The 20,875-nt window shown below is 36.8% G+C and carries 15 protein-coding genes, 1 tRNA gene and 3 rRNA genes; 1 reads left to right on the top strand and 18 read right to left on the bottom strand.

What is annotated here, in order from left to right:
- Positions 1 to 64: 64 nt before the first annotated feature.
- From R9X47_RS16345 to R9X47_RS16280, 14 genes are all read right to left on the bottom strand, one after another.
- Positions 65 to 700, bottom strand: coding sequence for an SdpI family protein (locus R9X47_RS16345; RefSeq protein ID WP_432662123.1), 636 nt, complete (start codon positions 698 to 700; stop codon positions 65 to 67).
- Positions 687 to 965 carry an autorepressor SdpR family transcription factor gene (locus R9X47_RS16340; protein WP_432662122.1) on the bottom strand — a complete coding sequence of 93 codons (279 nt, stop codon included), beginning with the start codon at positions 963 to 965 and terminating at the stop codon, positions 687 to 689. The genes R9X47_RS16345 and R9X47_RS16340 overlap by 14 nt, the downstream gene beginning before the upstream one ends.
- A gap of 247 nt (positions 966 to 1,212) precedes the next feature.
- On the bottom strand, positions 1,213 to 2,367 hold the full coding sequence (locus R9X47_RS16335) for an MFS transporter (protein WP_432662121.1): 1,155 nt from the start codon (positions 2,365 to 2,367) through the stop codon (positions 1,213 to 1,215).
- A gap of 82 nt (positions 2,368 to 2,449) precedes the next feature.
- On the bottom strand, positions 2,450 to 3,664 hold the full coding sequence (locus R9X47_RS16330; protein WP_432662120.1) for an MFS transporter: 1,215 nt from the start codon (positions 3,662 to 3,664) through the stop codon (positions 2,450 to 2,452).
- Between the two features lie 408 nt (positions 3,665 to 4,072).
- Positions 4,073 to 4,189: ribosomal RNA gene (rrf, locus tag R9X47_RS16325) — 5S ribosomal RNA — on the bottom strand.
- 120 nt (positions 4,190 to 4,309) lie between these two features.
- Positions 4,310 to 7,232: ribosomal RNA gene (locus tag R9X47_RS16320) — 23S ribosomal RNA — on the bottom strand.
- 102 nt (positions 7,233 to 7,334) lie between these two features.
- Positions 7,335 to 7,410 (bottom strand) — tRNA-Ala (locus R9X47_RS16315).
- Between the two features lie 73 nt (positions 7,411 to 7,483).
- Positions 7,484 to 9,016, bottom strand: a 16S ribosomal RNA gene (locus R9X47_RS16310).
- Together the 16S, 23S and 5S rRNA genes with 1 tRNA gene alongside form the textbook arrangement of a ribosomal RNA operon.
- Positions 9,017 to 9,317: 301 nt before the next feature.
- Complete coding sequence (locus R9X47_RS16305; RefSeq protein ID WP_432662119.1) at positions 9,318 to 9,893, bottom strand: uracil-DNA glycosylase; 576 nt, start codon at positions 9,891 to 9,893, stop codon at positions 9,318 to 9,320.
- Between the two features lie 350 nt (positions 9,894 to 10,243).
- The gene (locus tag R9X47_RS16300; RefSeq protein ID WP_432662118.1) at positions 10,244 to 10,948 is read right to left on the bottom strand and encodes an ABC transporter ATP-binding protein; all 705 of its coding nucleotides are present in this window, start codon (positions 10,946 to 10,948) and stop codon (positions 10,244 to 10,246) included.
- Positions 10,948 to 11,709: an ABC transporter ATP-binding protein gene (locus R9X47_RS16295; protein ID WP_432662117.1), complete on the bottom strand. Its 762-nt coding sequence runs from the start codon at positions 11,707 to 11,709 to the stop codon at positions 10,948 to 10,950. Before R9X47_RS16295 ends, R9X47_RS16300 begins: the two co-directional genes overlap by 1 nt.
- 53 nt (positions 11,710 to 11,762) lie before the next feature.
- Positions 11,763 to 12,818 carry a branched-chain amino acid ABC transporter permease gene (locus tag R9X47_RS16290; RefSeq protein WP_432662116.1) on the bottom strand — a complete coding sequence of 352 codons (1,056 nt, stop codon included), beginning with the start codon at positions 12,816 to 12,818 and terminating at the stop codon, positions 11,763 to 11,765.
- Between the two features lie 3 nt (positions 12,819 to 12,821).
- The gene (locus R9X47_RS16285) at positions 12,822 to 13,715 is read right to left on the bottom strand and encodes a branched-chain amino acid ABC transporter permease (protein WP_432662115.1); all 894 of its coding nucleotides are present in this window, start codon (positions 13,713 to 13,715) and stop codon (positions 12,822 to 12,824) included.
- A gap of 141 nt (positions 13,716 to 13,856) precedes the next feature.
- Entirely contained in the window at positions 13,857 to 15,041 is a 1,185-nt protein-coding gene (locus R9X47_RS16280; protein ID WP_432662114.1) for an ABC transporter substrate-binding protein, read from the bottom strand.
- A 528-nt stretch (positions 15,042 to 15,569) separates the two neighbouring features.
- Here R9X47_RS16280 and trpS point away from each other — a divergent pair.
- Positions 15,570 to 16,553, top strand: a complete 984-nt coding sequence (gene trpS, locus R9X47_RS16275; RefSeq protein ID WP_432662113.1) for a tryptophan--tRNA ligase — start codon at positions 15,570 to 15,572, stop codon at positions 16,551 to 16,553.
- A 57-nt stretch (positions 16,554 to 16,610) separates the two neighbouring features.
- Here the strand turns inward: trpS and R9X47_RS16270 are convergent, their stop codons facing one another.
- From R9X47_RS16270 to R9X47_RS16255, 4 genes are all read right to left on the bottom strand, one after another.
- The gene (locus R9X47_RS16270; protein ID WP_432662112.1) at positions 16,611 to 18,578 is read right to left on the bottom strand and encodes a methyl-accepting chemotaxis protein; all 1,968 of its coding nucleotides are present in this window, start codon (positions 18,576 to 18,578) and stop codon (positions 16,611 to 16,613) included.
- 487 nt (positions 18,579 to 19,065) lie between these two features.
- A complete protein-coding gene (locus tag R9X47_RS16265; protein ID WP_432662111.1) occupies positions 19,066 to 19,863 on the bottom strand; it encodes a SigB/SigF/SigG family RNA polymerase sigma factor in 798 nt (265 codons plus the stop codon).
- A 14-nt stretch (positions 19,864 to 19,877) separates the two neighbouring features.
- Positions 19,878 to 20,336, bottom strand: coding sequence for an ATP-binding protein (locus tag R9X47_RS16260; protein ID WP_432662110.1), 459 nt, complete (start codon positions 20,334 to 20,336; stop codon positions 19,878 to 19,880).
- Between the two features lie 28 nt (positions 20,337 to 20,364).
- Positions 20,365 to 20,679: an STAS domain-containing protein gene (locus R9X47_RS16255; RefSeq protein ID WP_432662109.1), complete on the bottom strand. Its 315-nt coding sequence runs from the start codon at positions 20,677 to 20,679 to the stop codon at positions 20,365 to 20,367.
- Positions 20,680 to 20,875 lie beyond the last annotated feature (196 nt).

The raw sequence follows: 20,875 nt of genomic DNA, 5'->3' as shown, positions 1-20,875 counted from the left end.
GTTTCACATGAAACAAGGAAAATATTGGGTTAATTTCATTGTGATCCATTTTTTTAAGAGCTTTTTATTCCTTGCTTATCTTTCTATATACTATATATGAGTATACTATTGGGTACAAGGCAGCAACAGCTATTGCTGTTATTAATGAGGCTTGAGCCATAATTCCACTAAATGGGGATGAGGCTATCATTATTAGCCCAGCAACTATAAATGAAAAAGCTCCAACCCTATGAGTCTTTTTCCAAACAGTTTCATTTGAAAGGGTCCATGGGGTTTTTATTCCAAAAAAGTAGTTATGTCTTATCTGACTCATAAAGTTTCCAAGCACTATAAATAGTATTCCAACGCCTACTCGTACAATTATCCCTACATCAATATTAAATCCTAATGAATATAGAATAATTACCCAATGCAGCATAACCATAAATATTACCATTATAGTTTTTGATATATCGTATGCTTTTTTATGCTTTTGATATGATTTCCTTTTTGGATCTATTTTAGGTAAAAATAACATTAATAAATATATTGCTAAAGGTAATAAAGCTGTAAAAAATACTGAGATTTTATCATCGTATCTATCTACTTCACCCTTAAAGTTAAAGTGCCCAGGAATTCTTTCTGGTAAGCTGCTATATACAAATATGGTCCCTAATATAGATATAATCATTAAAAATACTAATATCTTATTTATCTTCATCTTCTTCTCCCCTTTCTAAAAAGTCGAAAAACCAATTCATAATATCTTGAACTGCAGTAGAATTCAATGAATAATATATATTTTGACCATTTTTTTCCCAAAGTACTAACTCTGCGTTTTTCAATATATTAAGATGATGGCTTATTGATGGTTTACTTATATTAAACTCATCAGCTATCTGTCCTGCAGTCAAATCCTCTTCCCTAAGTAATTTTAAAATTTTTCTTCTGGTCGGATCCGATAATGCTTTAAAGGTCTTATTCAATCTATCACATCCTTTATAACTATATTCAAATTAGATATTTAGATAATTATCTAAATATCTAATTCTATTTTACACTTAAAATCAAATTTTATCAATGTTATTAATTTATTTTTTTGGAAAAATACACTATAAAGAACTTAGAGTACAGAATCTTTATCTTTTATTCGATTTTTTTCTAGAAATATCATAAAAAGATACCCCCCTATTAAAGTATAGAGGAGTATCTTATAAATAGACTTTCAATAATTTAGTTTAAAACAGCTTCTCTGACCTTCTTTTTTTTCTCTATTAAGTATAATCCATACATTAAAGTAGCTGAGACTATTGATAGTATAAATACTACTGGCCAAACTACTTTTACTCCGCTATTTTCGATAACACCTCCCATAATCATAGGCCCTATAGAATATCCAGCCCCAGAAATCATGGGTAATATAGCATTAAATCTTCCCCTATGGGATATTGGTGTATGATTAGCTATATATACACCTGAGTTTGTATGCCCTATTATTTCACCAATAGTCCAGATTACCGTTGATACAACTAGCAAGCTTAAATTATTGATATAGAATATCATCCCAAATCCTATTGCATAAAATATAGCTGATATTACCATATTTAATATTGGTTTAATTCTTTTTGTGGCATTTGTCACAAACACAGTTAATAAGGTCACCGTCAATGCATTTGTAGTCATTATTATACCAAAATATTTTTTCCCAATCTCACCAAAGAGTTCATTTGTCTGTATTGGTATGCTAAAGGTAAATTGGGAGTACACAAATGAAATAATAATTGAAATTATTGCAAAGGTTAAAAGCATAGGTCTCTTTAATAGTACCGATACTATGTTACCCTCTTCTGCCCTTTCTTCGCTTGAAGAGTCTTGGCTTTCCCTTATCTCTTCATCCGATGGCATAGTATCTTTAATGTATATTCCTATTAGTATAAGGGCTATGAAGGTTGTAGCTGCATCCCCTAAAAATAAAAACTTAATATAATTTCTATATAATAAGAATCCTGCAATTAATGGACCTACGGCTAATCCAATATTCATACCTAAATATAGAAGAGAAAAGGCTTCCTTTCTATTTTCAGGAGTAGTCACATCTATAAGCATTGCACTTGTAGCTGGACGTGCTCCCCCAATAAAGAATGTAGATAATATTACTAACCAAGGAATAATCATTGAATTTCCTAAAAAACCACAAGGTATAAAGCAAATAGCTGCAACCCCTTGAAAAATTATAAATGTATTCTTTCTGCCTACTACATCGGCGATCTTACCACCAAATAGTGACCCAAATGCAAAGGCAAAGGATGAAAGCATAACATAAAAACCAGCTCTTTTTTCTCCTAATCCTAGATTTGAAGTAAGAAACATAGTTAAAAATGGAAACACAAATCCCCCTATACTATTCACTATACGTGCAAAAAATAATATATATATTTCTCTTGGTAGTCCTCTATAGGGCCATATTTTTTTAATTAGGTTCATATATATCACCTCTCTCTACTTGTTTTTCCTTTACCCCTAATCTCTTATCCATATATTTTTTAGACATATAGGTCATAATAATCATAACCACAGCTAATACAATATGGGTTGTATATATATTTACATTATCCTTTAGTATCCCCATAAATGGTAGTGTAGCAGCTACTGCTAGGTTTACTGCTAAGCTATGAAAGGATAGTATCGTTGCTCTTTTATCGGAAGGTATATGCTTATTCATGTACTTCCTTGTAACTGGTCTATAAAGACCCCTAGCCACTTGCTGAAGCAATATGGCCAATACTCCAATCCAGACCTTTATAAATCCTAATAGTATAAAGGAAACTATTAACAAACCTGACATAAAGGTTAGTGTTTTTGGCTTTGTAAACTCCATTATTTTATAGCATCTATTGGAAGCTAATGCTGCAACTATATTGAACATAAAAAATATAAGTCCAAAGTATTTTACTGGTATATCTACACTTTCCATGTATGGTTGATAATACCAAAATCCCGCTCTGAAAAATATAAAGAATATCATCGAGTATAGTATTATGGCTTTTATTTTTTCATGTCCCAATATATACCTTCCACTTTCCTTTATCTGAGTAAAATAATTTGCTCCAAATCTACCTTCTTTACCCTCTATATGAGGCTCTTTGAAATTCATTGCTATAATTGCTGTTATAATCATAAATCCTATTGATACAATCATAGGTAGATGAATATTTACTTCATAGATAAATCCTGCAATAATTGCGCCTATACCTTGTGTGTAAAATATTAATGATCTTGCAGATCCTTCTATCCTCTGAAACTCATTTTCTCTCTTTAGTTCTTTTAGAGAGTCATATATTAAAGCAGTATCTGCTCCAGATTTAAATGCTCCACCTAAACTAAAAATAATTTCCCCAACAGCAAATGAATAGAAGCTTTTTCCTATAGTATAGATGAATAAACTTAGGCCCCAAAGTAATGCTCCGAGTACTATACTATACCTTCTTCCTATTTTATCGGCTACAGCGCCAGTTGGTACCTCAAATAATACTACTGCTACTGCACCAATTGATTGAAGAATCATTATCTCAGTAAAGGATAGCCCTTTAGCTATATAATATAAAACTATTATTGGCCCTAGTATTAATAATTCTGTAAAAGCTGAATAAAGCTTGTAAGTTCTAATGTTTTTAGCAATCTCCATATCCCCCATCCCCTTTTAATTTATATTCAGAGTCTTAAAATATCACCCCCTATATTATCAGCCTTTAACCCGGGTTAAATTATAAAAGCCCAGAGAACGAGTCCATAAAATGAGACTCATCCTCCAGGCTTTTTTCCTAGAAGTGTAGCTTTTTTTGCCTGTACCGCTCGGACCAGACGCTTTAGATTATCTAATTAGATATAGCCGGAACCCTAGGTACACTCTCAAATAATTTAATTTATACATATAGCTGTTTTTATATATTTCTACTTATTATATAGATCTGTATTTGTCCTGTCAATACTTTTTTTAATTTTTACCATATAAACTAGTTTCATACTTTTCTTTGATAAATGGTTCCAAAAAAATAAAAAAATCAGAAGTTTTTTCCTTCTGATTTTTATTCTAAACCGGCAACGACTTACTCTCCCAGGCGGCTGCCCGCCAAGTACCATCAGCGCTGAAGAGCTTAACTTCTGTGTTCGATATGGGAACAGGTGTATCCTCTTCGCTATTGTCACCAGATTTTTTGCCGCTAGGCAAATAAATTTCATTAATTTTTGACCCAAGATAAATCATCTTCGGTGCTATTAAGTTAGAGATAATAAATTTACTTTATTCTCTCAAAACTGAACAATGGAAAGTATGGTCAAGTCCTCGACCTATTAGTACCTATCAGCTAAAGACATTACTGCCCTTACACCTTAGGCCTATCAACCAGATAGTCTTTCTGGGGTCTTAATCCATAAATGGATGGGAAATCTTATCTTAAGGTGGGCTTCGCGCTTAGATGCCTTCAGCGCTTATCCCTTCCGTACATAGCTACTCAGCGGTGCTCCTGGCGGAACAACTGATGCACCAGAGGTACGTCCATCCCGGTCCTCTCGTACTAAGGACAGCTCCTCTCAAATTTCCTGCGCCCACAGCGGATAGGGACCGAACTGTCTCACGACGTTCTGAACCCAGCTCGCGTGCCTCTTTAATGGGCGAACAGCCCAACCCTTGGGACCTACTACAGCCCCAGGATGAGACGAGCCGACATCGAGGTGCCAAACCTCCCCGTCGATGTGGACTCTTGGGGGAGATAAGCCTGTTATCCCCGGGGTAGCTTTTATCCGTTGAGCGATGGCCCTTCCACTCGGAACCACCGGATCACTAAGCCCGACTTTCGTCCTTGCTCGACCTGTATGTCTCGCAATCAAGCTCCCTTCTGCCTTTGCACTCTTCGCGCGATTTCCAACCGCGCTGAGGGAACCTTTGGGCGCCTCCGTTACTTTTTGGGAGGCGACCGCCCCAGTCAAACTGCCCACCTGACAGTGTCCCAAGACCGGATCACGGTCTCTGGTTAGAACTTCAGTATTACAAGAGTGGTATCCCAACAACGACTCCGCACAAACTGGCGTCCATGCTTCTAAGTCTCCCACCTATCCTGTACATGCAATACCAAAATCCAGTGCCAAGCTACAGTAAAGCTCCACGGGGTCTTTCCGTCCTGCTGCGGGTAACCGGCATCTTTACCGGTACTACAATTTCACCGAGCCTACTGTTGAGACAGTGCCCAAATCGTTACGCCTTTCGTGCGGGTCGGAACTTACCCGACAAGGAATTTCGCTACCTTAGGACCGTTATAGTTACGGCCGCCGTTTACTGGGGCTTCGGTTCACAGCTTCGCATACGCTAACCACTTCCCTTAACCTTCCAGCACCGGGCAGGCGTCAGCCCCTATACATCATCTTTCGATTTAGCAGAGACCTGTGTTTTTGCTAAACAGTCGCTTGGGCCTATTCTCTGCGGCCACCTCGGGCTATTCACCCTAACGTGGCACCCCTTCTCCCTAAGTTACGGGGTCATTTTGCCGAGTTCCTTAACAGTAGTTATCTCGCTCGCCTTAGGATTCTCTCCTCACCTACCTGTGTCGGTTTACGGTACGGGCACCTTTTATCTCGGTAGAAGCTTTTCTTGTCAGTGTGGAATCAGCAAGTTCGCTACTTATTTTTCGCTCCTCATCACCTTTCAGGATTGCAAAGACGGATTTGCCTATCTCTGCTCCCTACGGGCTTGAACCCACTCAACCAACCGTGGGCTTTGCCTATCCTCCTGCGTCCCTCCATTCCTCAAACGATAAAGTGGTGGTACAGGAATCTTCACCTGTTGTCCATCGCCTACGACTTTCGTCCTCGGCTTAGGTCCCGACTTACCCTGAGCGGACGAGCCTTCCTCAGGAAACCTTAGGTTTTCGGCGGGTAGGATTCTCACCTACCTCTCGCTACTTATGCCAACATTCTCTCTTGTATAAAGTCCACTGCTCCTTACGGTACAGCTTCAGCCGATATACAATGCTCCCCTACCCCTGCCATACGGCAAGCCATAGCTTCGGTAACAGATTTGAGCCCCGGTAATTTTCGGCGCAGAGCCACTCGACTAGTGAGCTATTACGCACTCTTTAAATGAGTGGCTGCTTCTAAGCCAACATCCTAGTTGTCTAAGCAGCTCCACATCCTTTCCCACTTAATCTGTATTTAGGGACCTTAGCTGATGGTCTGGGCTGTTTCCCTCTCGACTACGAATCTTATCACCCGCAGTCTGACTCCCAGATAAAAGAATACGGCATTCGGAGTTTGATAGGCTTCGGTAGGCGGTGAAGCCCCCTAGGCCATTCAGTGCTCTACCTCCGTTTCTCTAAATCTGAGGCTAGCCCTAAAGCTATTTCGGGGAGAACCAGCTATCTCCGAGTTCGATTGGAATTTCTCCGCTATCCACAGGTCATCCGATAGCTTTTCAACGCTAAACGGTTCGGACCTCCACGAAATTTTACTTTCGCTTCATCCTGCCCATGGATAGGTCACCCGGTTTCGGGTCTACGGCATGCAACTAAATTCGCCCAGTTAAGACTCGCTTTCGCTGCGGCTCCAGACCAAAGGTCCTTAACCTTGCTGCATACCGTAACTCGTTGGCCCGTTCTACAAAAAGTACATGGTCGTTCATATAAAGAACTTCCACTGCTTGTAGACATAGGGTTTCAGGTTCTATTTCACTCCCCTCCCGGGGTTCTTTTCACCTTTCCCTCACGGTACTATCCTCTATCGGTCACCAGGTAGTATTTAGCCTTGGGAGGTGGTCCTCCCAGCTTCCCACAAGGTTTCACGTGCCTCGTGGTACTCTGGAGTAGTGCCAAGGATCTTCTTCTTTCACCTACAGGACTTTCACCTTCTGCGGTGGGCCTTTCCAGACCTCTTCGGTTAGAATACCTTCCTCTTTATGGCTCTATCCACAACCCCTAAAGCCGTAGCTCTAGGTTTGGGCTCTTCCCCTTTCGCTCGCCGCTACTGAGGGAATCGATTTTTCTTTCTCTTCCTCAGGGTACTTAGATGTTTCAGTTCCCCTGGTTGCCTCCAACTGCCTATGTATTCAGCAGAAGGTATCTAAGGTTTACTTAGATGGGTTTCCCCATTCGGAAATTCCCGGATCAAAGCTTGCTTGCAGCTACCCGAGACTTATCGCAGCTTACCACGTCCTTCGTCGGCTCCTGGTGCCAAGGCATTCACCCTATGCCCTTAATAACTTGACCAGTGAAATTGCTTTTATAGCAATTCTGTTTCTCTCCATTGTTCAGTTTTCAAAGAACAAAATTATGTTTGAGTGCTTTAACTTAATAGCATTCAAACATTCATGGTGGAGACGAGGAGATTTGAACTCCTGACCCCCTGCTTGCAAGGCAGGTGCTCTCCCAACTGAGCTACGCCCCCATAATTTTGTTGTATATTTAAATTGAATGTCCTTAGACATTCAAAACTAAACAGTGTAAGGTTTTCTCCTTAGAAAGGAGGTGATCCAGCCGCACCTTCCGATACGGCTACCTTGTTACGACTTCACCCCAGTCATTGATTTCACCTTCGGCAGCTTCCTCTTAAAAAGTTAGATAGCTGACTTCGGGTGCCCCCAACTCCCATGGTGTGACGGGCGGTGTGTACAAGACCCGGGAACGCATTCACCGCGACATTCTGATCCGCGATTACTAGTAACTCCAACTTCATGTGGGCGAGTTGCAGCCCACAATCCGAACTGGGACTGGCTTTTTGGGATTCGCTCCAGATTACTCATTCGCTTCCCGTTGTACCAGCCATTGTAGCACGTGTGTAGCCCAGAACATAAGGGGCATGATGATTTGACGTCATCCCCACCTTCCTCCGGTTTGTCACCGGCAGTCTCTCTAGAGTGCCCAGCTTAACCTGCTGGCAACTAAAGACAAGGGTTGCGCTCGTTGCGGGACTTAACCCAACATCTCACGACACGAGCTGACGACAACCATGCACCACCTGTCTCCTCTGTCCCCGAAGGGAAAGGTACGATTAAGTACCGGTCACAGGGATGTCAAGTCCTGGTAAGGTTCTTCGCGTTGCTTCGAATTAAACCACATGCTCCGCTACTTGTGCGGGTCCCCGTCAATTCCTTTGAGTTTCAGTCTTGCGACCGTACTCCCCAGGCGGAGTGCTTAATGCGTTAACTCCGGCACCGAGGGTGTGAACCCCCGACACCTAGCACTCATCGTTTACGGCGTGGACTACCAGGGTATCTAATCCTGTTCGCTCCCCACGCTTTCGTGCCTCAGCGTCAGTTGCAGTCCAGAGAGTCGCCTTCGCCACTGGTGTTCCTCCTAATATCTACGCATTTCACCGCTACACTAGGAATTCCACTCTCCTCTCCTGCACTCAAGCCATACAGTTCCAAAGGCTTACTACGGTTGAGCCGTAGCCTTTCACCTCTGGCTTATTTGGCCGCCTACGCACCCTTTACGCCCAGTGATTCCGGATAACGCTTGCCCCCTACGTATTACCGCGGCTGCTGGCACGTAGTTAGCCGGGGCTTCCTCCTAAGGTACCGTCATTATTCTTCCCTTAGGACAGAGTTTTACGACCCGAAAGCCTTCTTCACTCACGCGGCGTTGCTGCATCAGGCTTTCGCCCATTGTGCAATATTCCCCACTGCTGCCTCCCGTAGGAGTCTGGACCGTGTCTCAGTTCCAGTGTGGCCGATCACCCTCTCAGGTCGGCTACTGATCGTCGCCTTGGTAGGCCTTTACCCCACCAACTAGCTAATCAGACGCGGGTCCATCTTGTACCACCTGAGTTTTGACTAATGCGCCATGCGACGCTATAGTTTTATGAGGTATTAATCACCGTTTCCAGTGGCTATCCCTCTGTACAAGGCAGGTTACCCACGCGTTACTCACCCGTCCGCCGCTTTCCAGCTAATCCTTCATCCGAAGAATCAGTCATAGCCTTCTCGCTCGACTTGCATGTGTTAAGCACGCCGCCAGCGTTCATCCTGAGCCAGGATCAAACTCTTAAAAAAAATCTGGCGTTTATTACTTCTTTAGCTTGAATTATATCAAACTAAGGTTTAATTCCTTACACTGTTTAGTTTTCAATGTCCAAAGTACTATTCACTGTCGGCTCGCACCGACCTTTTAATAGTATCACACTAGTATTGCCTTGTCAAGCAGTTTTTATTCAAAACTTTTTTGACTTTTTGCTCTAGTTAAACAACATTGACATTTAAAATTTATTAAACTTTGAAGTTGTTTGTCTTGAGCGACAAGTAATATCTTAACACCATTCACTTGCTTTGTCAAACACTTTTCATAGTTAATTTCCTACCTTATATTTCCATCAATATAATCTCTGAGTTTAACAAGGTCTTCTACGTATACAGATTTAAGTTTTCTATTATAAATAACTGCTGCAGGGTGATATAAAGGAAATATCATCTTCTCTTCTGTGTCAATTACACTGCCATGTGCTTCACTTACTTTAATATCTTTCTTAGCAGTTAAGGTCTTTAATGGTACATTTCCCAATGTTACAATTAGTTTTGGCTTGATTATATTGAGTTCTTCTAATAGATATTTAGAATATTTCTCTATTTCCTTTTTATTTGGAGGTCTATTTACTTTTCTTCCTGTCTTTTCATTTATTTTATGGGGTCTTATTTTAACAACATTAGTTATGTATATATCTTCTCTACTCAGCTCTACTACTTCTAAAAACTCATCTAGATTCTTCCCTGCCTGTCCTACAAATGGTCTTTTAAGTTCTACCTCCTTTGATCCTGGGGCCTCTCCAACTAGTACTATCTTAGCATCTAGATTCCCCTCACCAAAAACTACAGCTTCTTCGCTATCTTCAATACAAGCTTTTTTTACTATCTCATATTCTTTTTCCTTAAGCATATTATACACCTCTTTTTTTAAGCTACTATACTACTATATATTATTATACATATTAATATAAAAAATCATAACATATAAAAGTCTAGGTTTTACAATCATTATAGATTATATATATGTGTAACTCAAAAACTTGATAAACGAAAGTAGACTCTGAGGTTTCCTTTTGGCGATTTTTGTGAACCTGTTTTAACCTTCATTCTTCAATTCAAAACAGGTTCATAGCATGAACCAAAAGGATTCTCAGTGACTACTTGAGTTAGTCTAACTTCTCAACTACAAATTTCTAAATATTAAAACCTATAAGACTTATTACCATCTCATAGGTTTTAAATTTATTATATCCTTTAATTTTATTCTCCAAGATATGCTTTTTGAACTTCATCATTACTGAGTAGTTCCATACCTTCTCCTTGAAGTACTATTGACCCAGTCTCAAGTACATATCCATAGTCGGCAACTTCTAAGGCCGCCTTAGCATTTTGTTCTATTAGGAGTATAGTAACTCCCTGTCTATGGATTTCCTTTATTATATCAAATATATCTTTTACTATAAGTGGTGCAAGACCCAGTGAAGGTTCATCCATCATGAGTAGTTTAGGCTTTGTCATTAGGGCTCTTCCTACTGCAAGCATCTGCTGCTCCCCACCAGACATAGTACCAGCTTTTTGCCATAGTCTCTCCTTTAATCTTGGAAAAAGCTCATAAACCCATTCCATATCCTTCTTAATTTCTTTTTTATCTTTTCTAATATAAGCACCTAAGATCAGATTTTCTTCAACCGTAAGGTTTGGAAAAACCCTTCTTCCTTCCGGTACCAAAACTATACCCTTTGAAACTATATCCTTAGTTCTTTTGTTTGCAATCTCTTCGCCATTGTATTCTATGCTTCCACTAGAGCTTTTAACAATTCCTATAGTACTTCTAAGGGTCGTGCTTTTTCCTGCCCCATTAGCTCCTATTAAGGTAACTATTTTATTTTCAGGAACATCTATACTAATTCCTTTTAAAGCATGTATTCCACCATAATGCACATTTAAGTCTCTTATTTTTAACATTATTCCACCCCTAAATAAGCTTCTATAACCTTAGGATTATTTTGTACTTCAGTAGGTGTTCCATCAGCTATCATTACTCCGTAGTCAAGTACATAGATTCTCTCACAAACTCCCATAACAACCTGCATGTGATGTTCTATCATTAATATAGTAAGATCAAATCGATCTCTAATCTCTCTAATAAAATCCATCAATTCCAATGATTCTTGAGGATTCATTCCCGCTGCAGGCTCATCTAATATAAGGAGTTTTGGATCTGTAGCAAGAGCCCTTGCTATCTCAAGTCTTCTTTGTTTACCGTAGGGAAGTGAAGAAGATTTTTCATGCATAAGATCATCAAGTCCTACATCCTTCAGTAATGAAATAGATTTTTCCATTATCCTTTTCTCTCTATCTCTATAGTCCTTTGTCTTAACTACTGCAGAAAATAAGTTTGATCCAAGTCTCATATGATTTGCAATCAAAACATTATCAAGCACCGTCAGTTCTTTAAAAAGTCTTATGTTTTGAAATGTCCTAGCAATCCCCAGCTTAGTTATTTCATGGGTTTTCATTCCTGTTATGTCTTTATCCTCAAAATATATTCTTCCCTCAGTAGGGGTATAAACTCCTGTTATCATATTGAAACTAGTAGTCTTTCCGGCTCCATTTGGTCCTATTAGTCCAATAATCTCATTCTTATCTATACTCATATCAAATTCTGAAACGGCAGTAATCCCACCAAATCTCATAGTTATCTTATCTGCTCTTAAAACAGTCACGTTTTCACTTCCTTTTAAATTGAGGTGATTTCATAGTAATAACATTATCTTAATTAAGATTTAACTGTTTTCTTTTTTCTATTTAATATCCAATCCCAAGTAAATTCGTTGGTTCCCATAAGTCCTCTTTGATAGAAAAGTATAACCAACATAAGCAGGGCTGAGAAAACAACCATACGCATTCCAGGTATACCCTTTACTATATATCCACCTATTTTTAAATCTGCATCAAGTACCCTTAATACCTCCATCGATATAGTTATTACTACAGATGCTATCACACTTCCAGTAATACTTCCTATACCTCCTAAAACAACAATAAGAACTATATTAAAGGTTAATAAGAACCTGAACATAAGTGGGTCTATGGTTCCCATTAGATGACCCAGTAAGGCTCCACCGATACCTGCAAAAAATGACCCAATAACAAATGCCATCATTTTATGCTTAAAAAGGTTTATTCCCATGGCTTCAGCAGCTATTTCATCTTCTCTGATGGCTTTAAATGCCCTACCATAACTACTATTTATAAGGAGAGCCATAAATATTATGGTAACCAGTGCCACACCCCAAGTCCATATTACAATCTCAAAGCGGTGACCTGTTATCCCTATAGTAGAAAGCCCTTTTATACCTAAAGGCCCATTTGTTAATCTTTGAGTATTTGTGAATATTACCCTAATAATTTCACCAAAACCTAGGGTAGCAATTGCTAAGTAATCGTCTTTTAATTTCAATACGGGCGCTCCAATTAGTGCTCCAGCTATTGCTGCCATAATTCCAGCTATTATTAAAGCTATAGGAAATGGTAGTTGTACATTTTTAAGCCATGGTACTATAGGCTCTAAGAAAAAGTTCATTTCCTTATTTTCAGCGGACATAGTAAGCAGTGCACATGTATATGCTCCTACTGCCATAAATCCTGCATGACCTAAGGAGAAAAGTCCAACAAAACCGTTAATAAGATTCATACTAAGTGCTAGTATTACATAAATACCACACAGGTTAAAAATTCTCATTTTATATGATCCAAGTGTAACATTAAGTACTAATAGAAGTCCTATAAAAGCTACAATTGAAATTAGTGTCAAAATATTCTTCGTCTTCATATTCTACACCTTCTCCACTGTATTTTGTCCCATTAAACCAGAAGGTTTAACTAGTAGTATTATTATTAAAAGGACAAATGCAAAGGCATCTCTATATCCTGACAATGCTGGTGAGAATGCAACTATCATTATCTCACCTAGTCCTAATATGAATCCTCCTATAACAGCCCCACGTATATTACCTATACCTCCAACAACGGCGGCTATAAAGCATTTAAGTCCTGGCATAAGTCCCATAAGGGGTATAAGTTGCGGATACTTTAAGCCCCACATAATACCACCGATTGCTGCAAGGGCTGATCCAGTTCCAAAGGTAAAGGATATTATGGAGTTGACGTCGATTCCCATAAGTCTAGCTGCCTCATAATCCTTAGAAACGGCTCTCATAGCCATCCCAACCTTTGTATGATTAACTATATAGTTTAATATATATAATGCTATGGCAGTTATAACTGGTATTAGAAGTGAAACGCTTGCAACAGAAACGCCACCAAATTTTAATATTTTTGAAAATATAGGTGCTATAGGAAATGCCTTTGGTCTTCCACCGAATATAACTATAGCTAAGTTTTCTATAAGAAAGGATGCCCCAATGGCAGATATCATTACTGAGATTCTTGGGGAATCTCGAAGAGGTCTATACGCAGCTCTTTCTAATATGATCCCGAATATACATGTTAAAACTATTGCTATTAAAAATGCTGCCCACCATGGGAGTAGGAAAGATGTTATAGCGTAAAATGCTATATATGTTCCTAACATAAAAACATCTCCATGGGCAAAATTTATCAGTCTTAAAATTCCATATACCATTGTATAGCCTATAGCTAAAAGTGCATATAAACTACCAAGGGAAATTCCATTGACCAAGTGCTGTAGAAAAATACTAAAACTCATATTTTTTCCCCCATATCTTATTTTCTATAAGATTCTTTGCTAATTTATTTTGAATATTCAAATAATTTTATAATAACAATGTAGACTTCCCATGGGGAAGTCTACAATATTGCTTTACAAATATATATTTCATTTATATTACTATTTTTTCATTGGTTCAACAATTGTAAGATAAGTAAACTTTCCATCTTTAACGGTCTTAATTACTGCAGATTTAACAGCATCACCATTTTCATCAAGAGTAACAACACCCGCGGCTCCTGGGAAATCCTTAGTTGCTGCAAGAGCATCTCTTATAGCTACAGGGTCAGTGCTGTTAGCTTTTTCAATTGCATCAATTGCAAGTAAGTACGCATCAAATGCTAGTGCTGTAACAGCTGCTGGTTCTTTATCGTATTTTGCTTTATAAGCTTCTAAGAACTTTGTAGTATTATCTGTAAGTTTAGCATTAGCATCGAAGAATGTTGAGAATACAACGCCTTCTGCAGCATCCCCTGCAATTTCTATGAACTCTGGAGTTTCCCAAGTATCTCCACCAAGTATTGGAAGATCAAGTCCAAGTTCTTTAGCCTGCTTTGTTACAAGTGCTGATTCAGTAAAGTTACCAGGGGCAAATATTGCTTCTGCTCCTGATTCCTTAATACTTGTTAATTGAGCAGTAAAGTCTTGGTCACCAGTATTATAATAAGCTTTAGATACAATTGATTCTTCATCACCACTTAATTCCTTAAATGTATCCTCAAAGAATTTAGCTAATCCAACTGCATAATCATTTGTCTTTTCAATAATAAAGGCTACCTTTTTGGCTCCAACTTCATTGTATGCATAGTTTGCCATAACATTTCCTTGGAAAGAATCTATAAAGCATACTCTAAAGTAATAATCATTTCCCTTTGTAACCAATGGGTTTGTACAAGATGTTCCGATTGCTGCTACTTTTCTGTCAGACTTCTTTATAACCTCACCAGCTGAGATAGAGAATCCACTTCCCCAGCTACCGATTATAACTGAAACCTTATCTTGATCTATAAGCTTTGTTGCTGCATTTGCTGCTTCAACCTTATCTGACTTATTGTCAACAAATACTAATTCAACTTTCTTTCCTAAAACCTCAGGATATAATTCATGAGCTAATTCAAGACCTTCCTTTTCTAGTGCTCCACCTGCTGCATTAGCACCAGTTAATGGTTCAAATACACCTATCTTGATTACTTCACTTTCTTCTCCTCCAGATTGTTCAGCCGGTGCTTCTGCTTTCTGTACGCAACCAACTGCAAGTGTTGAAATAATCATTACTAAAACTAGAAACAATGCTACCTTTCTCATTTTAATAACTCCCCCTCTTAATTTTTTTAAACATTCCACAATTTTTTTAACTGTGGCACAAAAAAAAACTGAACCTAATTTTTGTTCATATGAATATTTTGTTACGTAGTTGTAATAAATATTTTAATTTGTTGTAACATTTTTGTCAATACGAATTGTTTTTCTTTGATGTACAAATGTATTTTTACGTCTAACTTTTTAAAGTGAAAAAATATGAATAAACCTTCTTTTATAAATGATATAAGTTACTTATTACAATAGTTACAGTTAATATTTTATTTCTCTCCTACTATAAAAACGCTTTAGATTTTCTTCTACAATAAACATCTTTTGTTTTTTTTTGGTATATTAATTTCCCATAGGGAAAACATGTTTATAGTATGAATTTTTCTTTAATCTTGTCTATAATTCTGTATTTAAATTATTTCTATTTAACTTGTATATTATTGCTATTTAATATATTATAAACATTAATATATTATTACTAATAATTTCATATTAATTATATTTTGAAGTGGAGGTATTCCTATGAAAAGAGTTTTTTCTGGTGTTCAACCAACATCTCAAATTCATATAGGAAATTACATAGGTGCTATTAAACGTTTTGTTGAATTGCAAAACGATATGGATTGTTTCTTTTGCATAGTGGATTTACATTCCGTTACAGTACCTCAAGATCCTAAGGAGTTATATGAAAACTCATTACAATTAGCCGCACTTTATATGGCAGTTGGCTTGGACCCAAGTAAGGTTACTTTATTTATTCAATCCCATGTACCAGCCCATGCTGAACTTTCATGGCTTCTACAATGTAATAGCTATATGGGAGAATTAAATAGAATGACTCAGTTTAAGGAAAAAAGTCTGGGTAAGGACACGGTTACAACTGGTCTATTTACTTATCCTGTTCTTATGGCCGCTGACATATTACTTTATGATACACATTATGTACCTGTAGGTAATGATCAGAAGCAACATCTTGAATTATGTCGTGATATTGCTATAAGATTTAATAATAAGTATGGAGAAACCTTTGTTATACCAGATCCTTTAATTGCTAAGTTTGGTGCAAGAATAATGTCTCTTGATGATGCTACAAATAAGATGAGTAAGAGTAATGAAAACAAGCATAGTAAGATAAACCTTTTAGACAGTCCTTCAAAAATTAAAAAAAGTATTATGAAGGCAGTTACCGATAGTGAAAGCGAAGTAAGGTTTGATGTAGAAAATAAGCCTGGAGTTAGTAACCTCATGACCATATACAACATTCTAAGTGGAATCTCTTTAGATGAAATCGAAGGTAAGTATAAAGGCATGGGTTATGGCGCTTTTAAAAAAGATTTAGTTGAAGTAGTGGTTTCTGCTTTAGAGCCTATTCAAACTAGATACGAAGAAATCCTGAAGTCCGGTGAAGTTGAAAGGGTTTTAAAAGAAGGAGCTAAGAGAGCTAACGAAGTATCTAATGAAATTTTAGATAGAGTCAAGAAAAAGATGGGATTTGTTACATTTTAAGATAAAAAGTGGTGTCTCAGAATGAAATTCATTCTTCTGAGATACCACTTTTTTATATTATATCTTAAACCTATGTATTATACTTTGGAGCTTACTAGATAAATCAGCTAGCTGCCCAGCAGAAGTAGATATTTCATGTATTGTAGCACTCTGTTCCTCAGTAGAAGCTGCAACTTCTTCAGTTCCCGCCGCATTTTCCTCTGTTATACTAGCTACGTTTTCAATAGCCTCACCAACTGAAACTGAATTGCTATTTAATAGTTCTGAAGCCTTTGTAACTTCCTCAATATTTGTGGTTACTGCTTCAACTGCTTCAAGGATACTTCTAAATGCACTTGTAGTTTTCTCAGTAGCATTATTTTGCTCATCAACTATAACTTTAGCTTTATCCATTTCTTTAACAGCTTTATCTACTCCGGTCTTTATTTCACTTATTAAGCCTCCTATATCTTGAGTTGCTATACTTGACTGTTCTGCCAGTTTTCTTACCTCTTCAGCTACAACAGCAAATCCCTTTCCTTGTTCTCCGGCTCTAGCAGCTTCGATTGCGGCATTAAGGGCCAACAGATTAGTTTGTTCAGCGATACTGCTTATTAATTCCACTATCTGACCTATTTTTTGAGATTTTTCAGATAAAGTAGAGATTTCCATGGCAACAGACTGAGACGCCTCCATACTCTCTAGCATTTTACTCTTTTGATGCTCTAGTATTTTCATACCTTCATCAACAGTTTCCATTGCATCTCCTGTTGCTCTTTGAGAATTAACGGCATTATCAGATATCACTGAAATCCCATTTATTAATTCATTTACCATACTGCTACCTTCTTGCGTTGATTTAGCCTGTTCACTAGATCCTTCAGCCAGTTCAGATATGGTTGTAGCTACTTGCTCAGATACTTTACTAGCTTCTTCAGATGAAGCCAGCATTTGCTGTGAAGCCGAAGCAACAGTCCTTCCCATCTCATTCATTTCACCTATCAAGCTTCTCATATTACTTATCATTTCATTAAAATTATTTGCTAGGATACCTACTTCGTCTTTGCTTTTTACATCAACTTTTACATTAAGGTTTCCTGCCGCAACATCCTTCGTAACAGCAGTCATCTTAATTAATGGTTTGATTGATCTATTAACTAATAAGTATATAACTAATACTATTAAAATTACAGTTATTGCTCCAATCGTCATTATTAAAGCTCTAAATTTATCTATGCTTTCTGTTAGCTCATAATAATAAGCTGACATCGCTATAGACCATCCAGTGGATTTTAGTGGGGCGTAGGCTGCTATTTTTTCTTTTCCCTCGTACATATAGCTATCTGTTCCAACTTCTCCAGATATCATCTTTTCTGTTATTTTAACCAAGCTCTCACTTTCACTTTCTAAAAAGCTTTGTTTCAAAATCAATTCACTATTTGGATGGGCCATTACTATACCATTATTATTAATCATATATGCATAGCCTGTTTCACCTAACTTTTCTGCGTTAACAATATCCGTTATGATCGATAGATTTACTGTTCCTCCTATAAGACCTATAACCTTTCCATTATCATCTTTTATAGGGGCTGCAATAACAACAATAGGTCTTCCAGTAGCCTTTGAAATAACTGGCTGAGATACAATACTCTCACCCTTCATTACCTTTGGAAAATAAGCCCTATCGCTAATATTTCCACCCTGTCCACTAGTACTTAGAAATTTTCCATCTCTACCACTTATTATTATAGCTTCAAACTCTTTAAACATATTACTATTTTGGGTAGTATATTTTTTTAACCCCTTATAATCTGTATCTTTTACTACGCCTATTGTAGAAAGTACATCAATCTTTTCTTTCCACACCTTAATTGAATCATCAGCAGAAATCACAAGTTTTTCAACCTTATTTTTCGAGATTTCTTCTACATCACTAATAAGCATTTTTCTAGCTTCCATATAGGCTACAAACGACAGACTAAAAATCCCTAATATTGCGACAATCAAAACAGGAATTAAAATCTTTTGCTTTAAGCTTTTCATGATAACCACCTCATCTTTTTATTTTAGTATAGCTAATCTTTATTACAATAAGAGTTTTAATTAAAACTCTTAGCTAGTAATAATTTTACTGCCCAACCGGGAGGGGATTATGCTGTGTTTGCTGTTTTTGAATCCTACGCTTATTCACACTTCCTTTCGTAATTAGTAAATGTAATATTTTTGACTTATTAAAAAAAAATAATAATACATGTATTTTAGTAAACAATTATACGATTTAGTTTATTATTCGACATTTATTTATTTTTTCCTCTTTTTTTCTACAATTTACTATTTATTAATGTTAACGCTTTAGAAAAGTTTTTTTATCCTAGACTTAAATAAAAACAAAGTCTTTGATGAAGATTCTCAAAGTAGACTTTGTTGAAATACATAACGGAAATTATAAAATTATCCATAGCTTTATTAGGTTTATAATTGCCTATATATTATAAAAAAAGCTGACAATTTTGATAAAACTGTCAACTCTCTACAATTCATTCAATTTATTAAATTCATTTCTAAATTTACTGATAATCTTCTTTTCCATCCTTGAAACCGTCATCTGTGAGACGCCTAATCTAGCGGCAACATCGACCTGTGTCATATTATTAAAAAATCTATCTTCAACTATTTTAACCTCTGCTTCATTAAATTTCTCCATACATTTTTGTATAAAGTCCATATTCTCAAATTTATCGAAGCTCTTGTCATCTTCTCCGATAATATCTTTAAGTTGTACTTCTTTGTCGTCTCCGTTATTATCATAACTCACATCAAGAGATTTAGGTGTATAAACCTGGCTAGCCTCCATAGCTTCTAAAACTGCTTCTTCTGTAACGGCTAAGTACTCAGCTATATCCTTTACCTTTGGTACCCTTTGGAGGTTTTGTTGAAGCTTTACTTTGACATCATTGACTTTTTTAGATAGTTCTTGAATTCTTCTTGGAACTCTTATGGCCCATCCTTTATCTCTAAAATATTTCTTTATTTCACCGATAATGGTAGGCGTAGCAAAGCTGGAAAATTCGAACCCTCTATCTATATCAAATCTTTCAATAGCATAGATGAGACCAAGGGATGCAACTTGGAATATATCTTCATAGTCTATTCCTTTGTTTATATATTTTTTAGATAGAATCTCCGGTATATATAAATATCTATTAATGAGCTCATTTCTAATTTCTATATCCTTTGTTTCTTTATATATTCTAAACAATTCCTTATGATCTATATGCTTCAGGGATTCTAGTTGGTATGCCTTTGCTTTATTTGTAGCGCTCTTCATATATTCTCATCCCCTTAATTATAAGCTTCGTCTTCTTCATTTAGATACTTAATCATTCTTATGATAGTACCTTTTTCAGGAGAAGATTCTACCTCGACCTTATCCATTAAGGATTTAATAATAAATATTCCAAGGCCGCCTTCCTTTGGGTTACACATATCAGGAACAGGGCACTTTTCCACCTCAAAACCTCTACCTTCATCCTTAACTTCAATTATAACACTATCACCACTAATAGTGAATTCTACATTAAAGTTGCTATTACATCCACAGCCATGGAGTACAGCGTTATTACAAGCTTCACCTACTGCTACTTTTATATCTTCTATGTCTTCAATATTAAAACCTATCTTATTTGCTATAACTGATGAAGTCATCCTTGCAACACTTACATACTCTGGTTTGCTAGGTAACGATATACAAACGTTTTCCTTGTTTAAACCTTCACCACTATTTCCGCATTTCCCAGTCATCAAAAAATTTCACCTTCCTAACTTTAGATTACTCCATAATAAATATTTTGTCTAAACCAGTTATTTTAAGAAGTTTAGATATATTTGATTTTGGATTTGTAATAATAATATTTTTTTCAACATTTTTTAATCTTTTTAAAATACCTATTAAAACGCCTAGACCAGTGCTATCGATATAATCTAAGGCTTTACAGTCGATACTTATATCTGTTTCTTTTTCTTCTAGCAAGTCAATCAATGTTTCCTTTAAATTACTTGCAGTATAAATATCAACTTCACCCATTAATTCAACGTTCCATAGATTTTTTTCATTATCAAAACCCTTTTTAATGTTTAAAGACACAAAAAAACCTCCTTACAAAAACTATTTTATAGTTACCCAATTAAACTCTTATTAAACTTTTATTTTTAAAATTATACATATTAAATTAATAATATCATATATTGCTACTTTATCAAAATATGTTGAACTTTGAATTTTATTGTTACATGTTCTTTTATTACATGATTTTAACAAATTGCTTATTCTTGTTTGCTGT

Source organism: Wukongibacter baidiensis (assembly GCF_050888315.1).
Classification (GTDB): domain Bacteria; phylum Bacillota; class Clostridia; order Peptostreptococcales; family Caminicellaceae; genus Wukongibacter; species Wukongibacter baidiensis.
The sequence above is the reverse complement of the archived record's forward strand: the minus strand, read 5'-3'. Positions and strand labels throughout refer to the sequence as shown.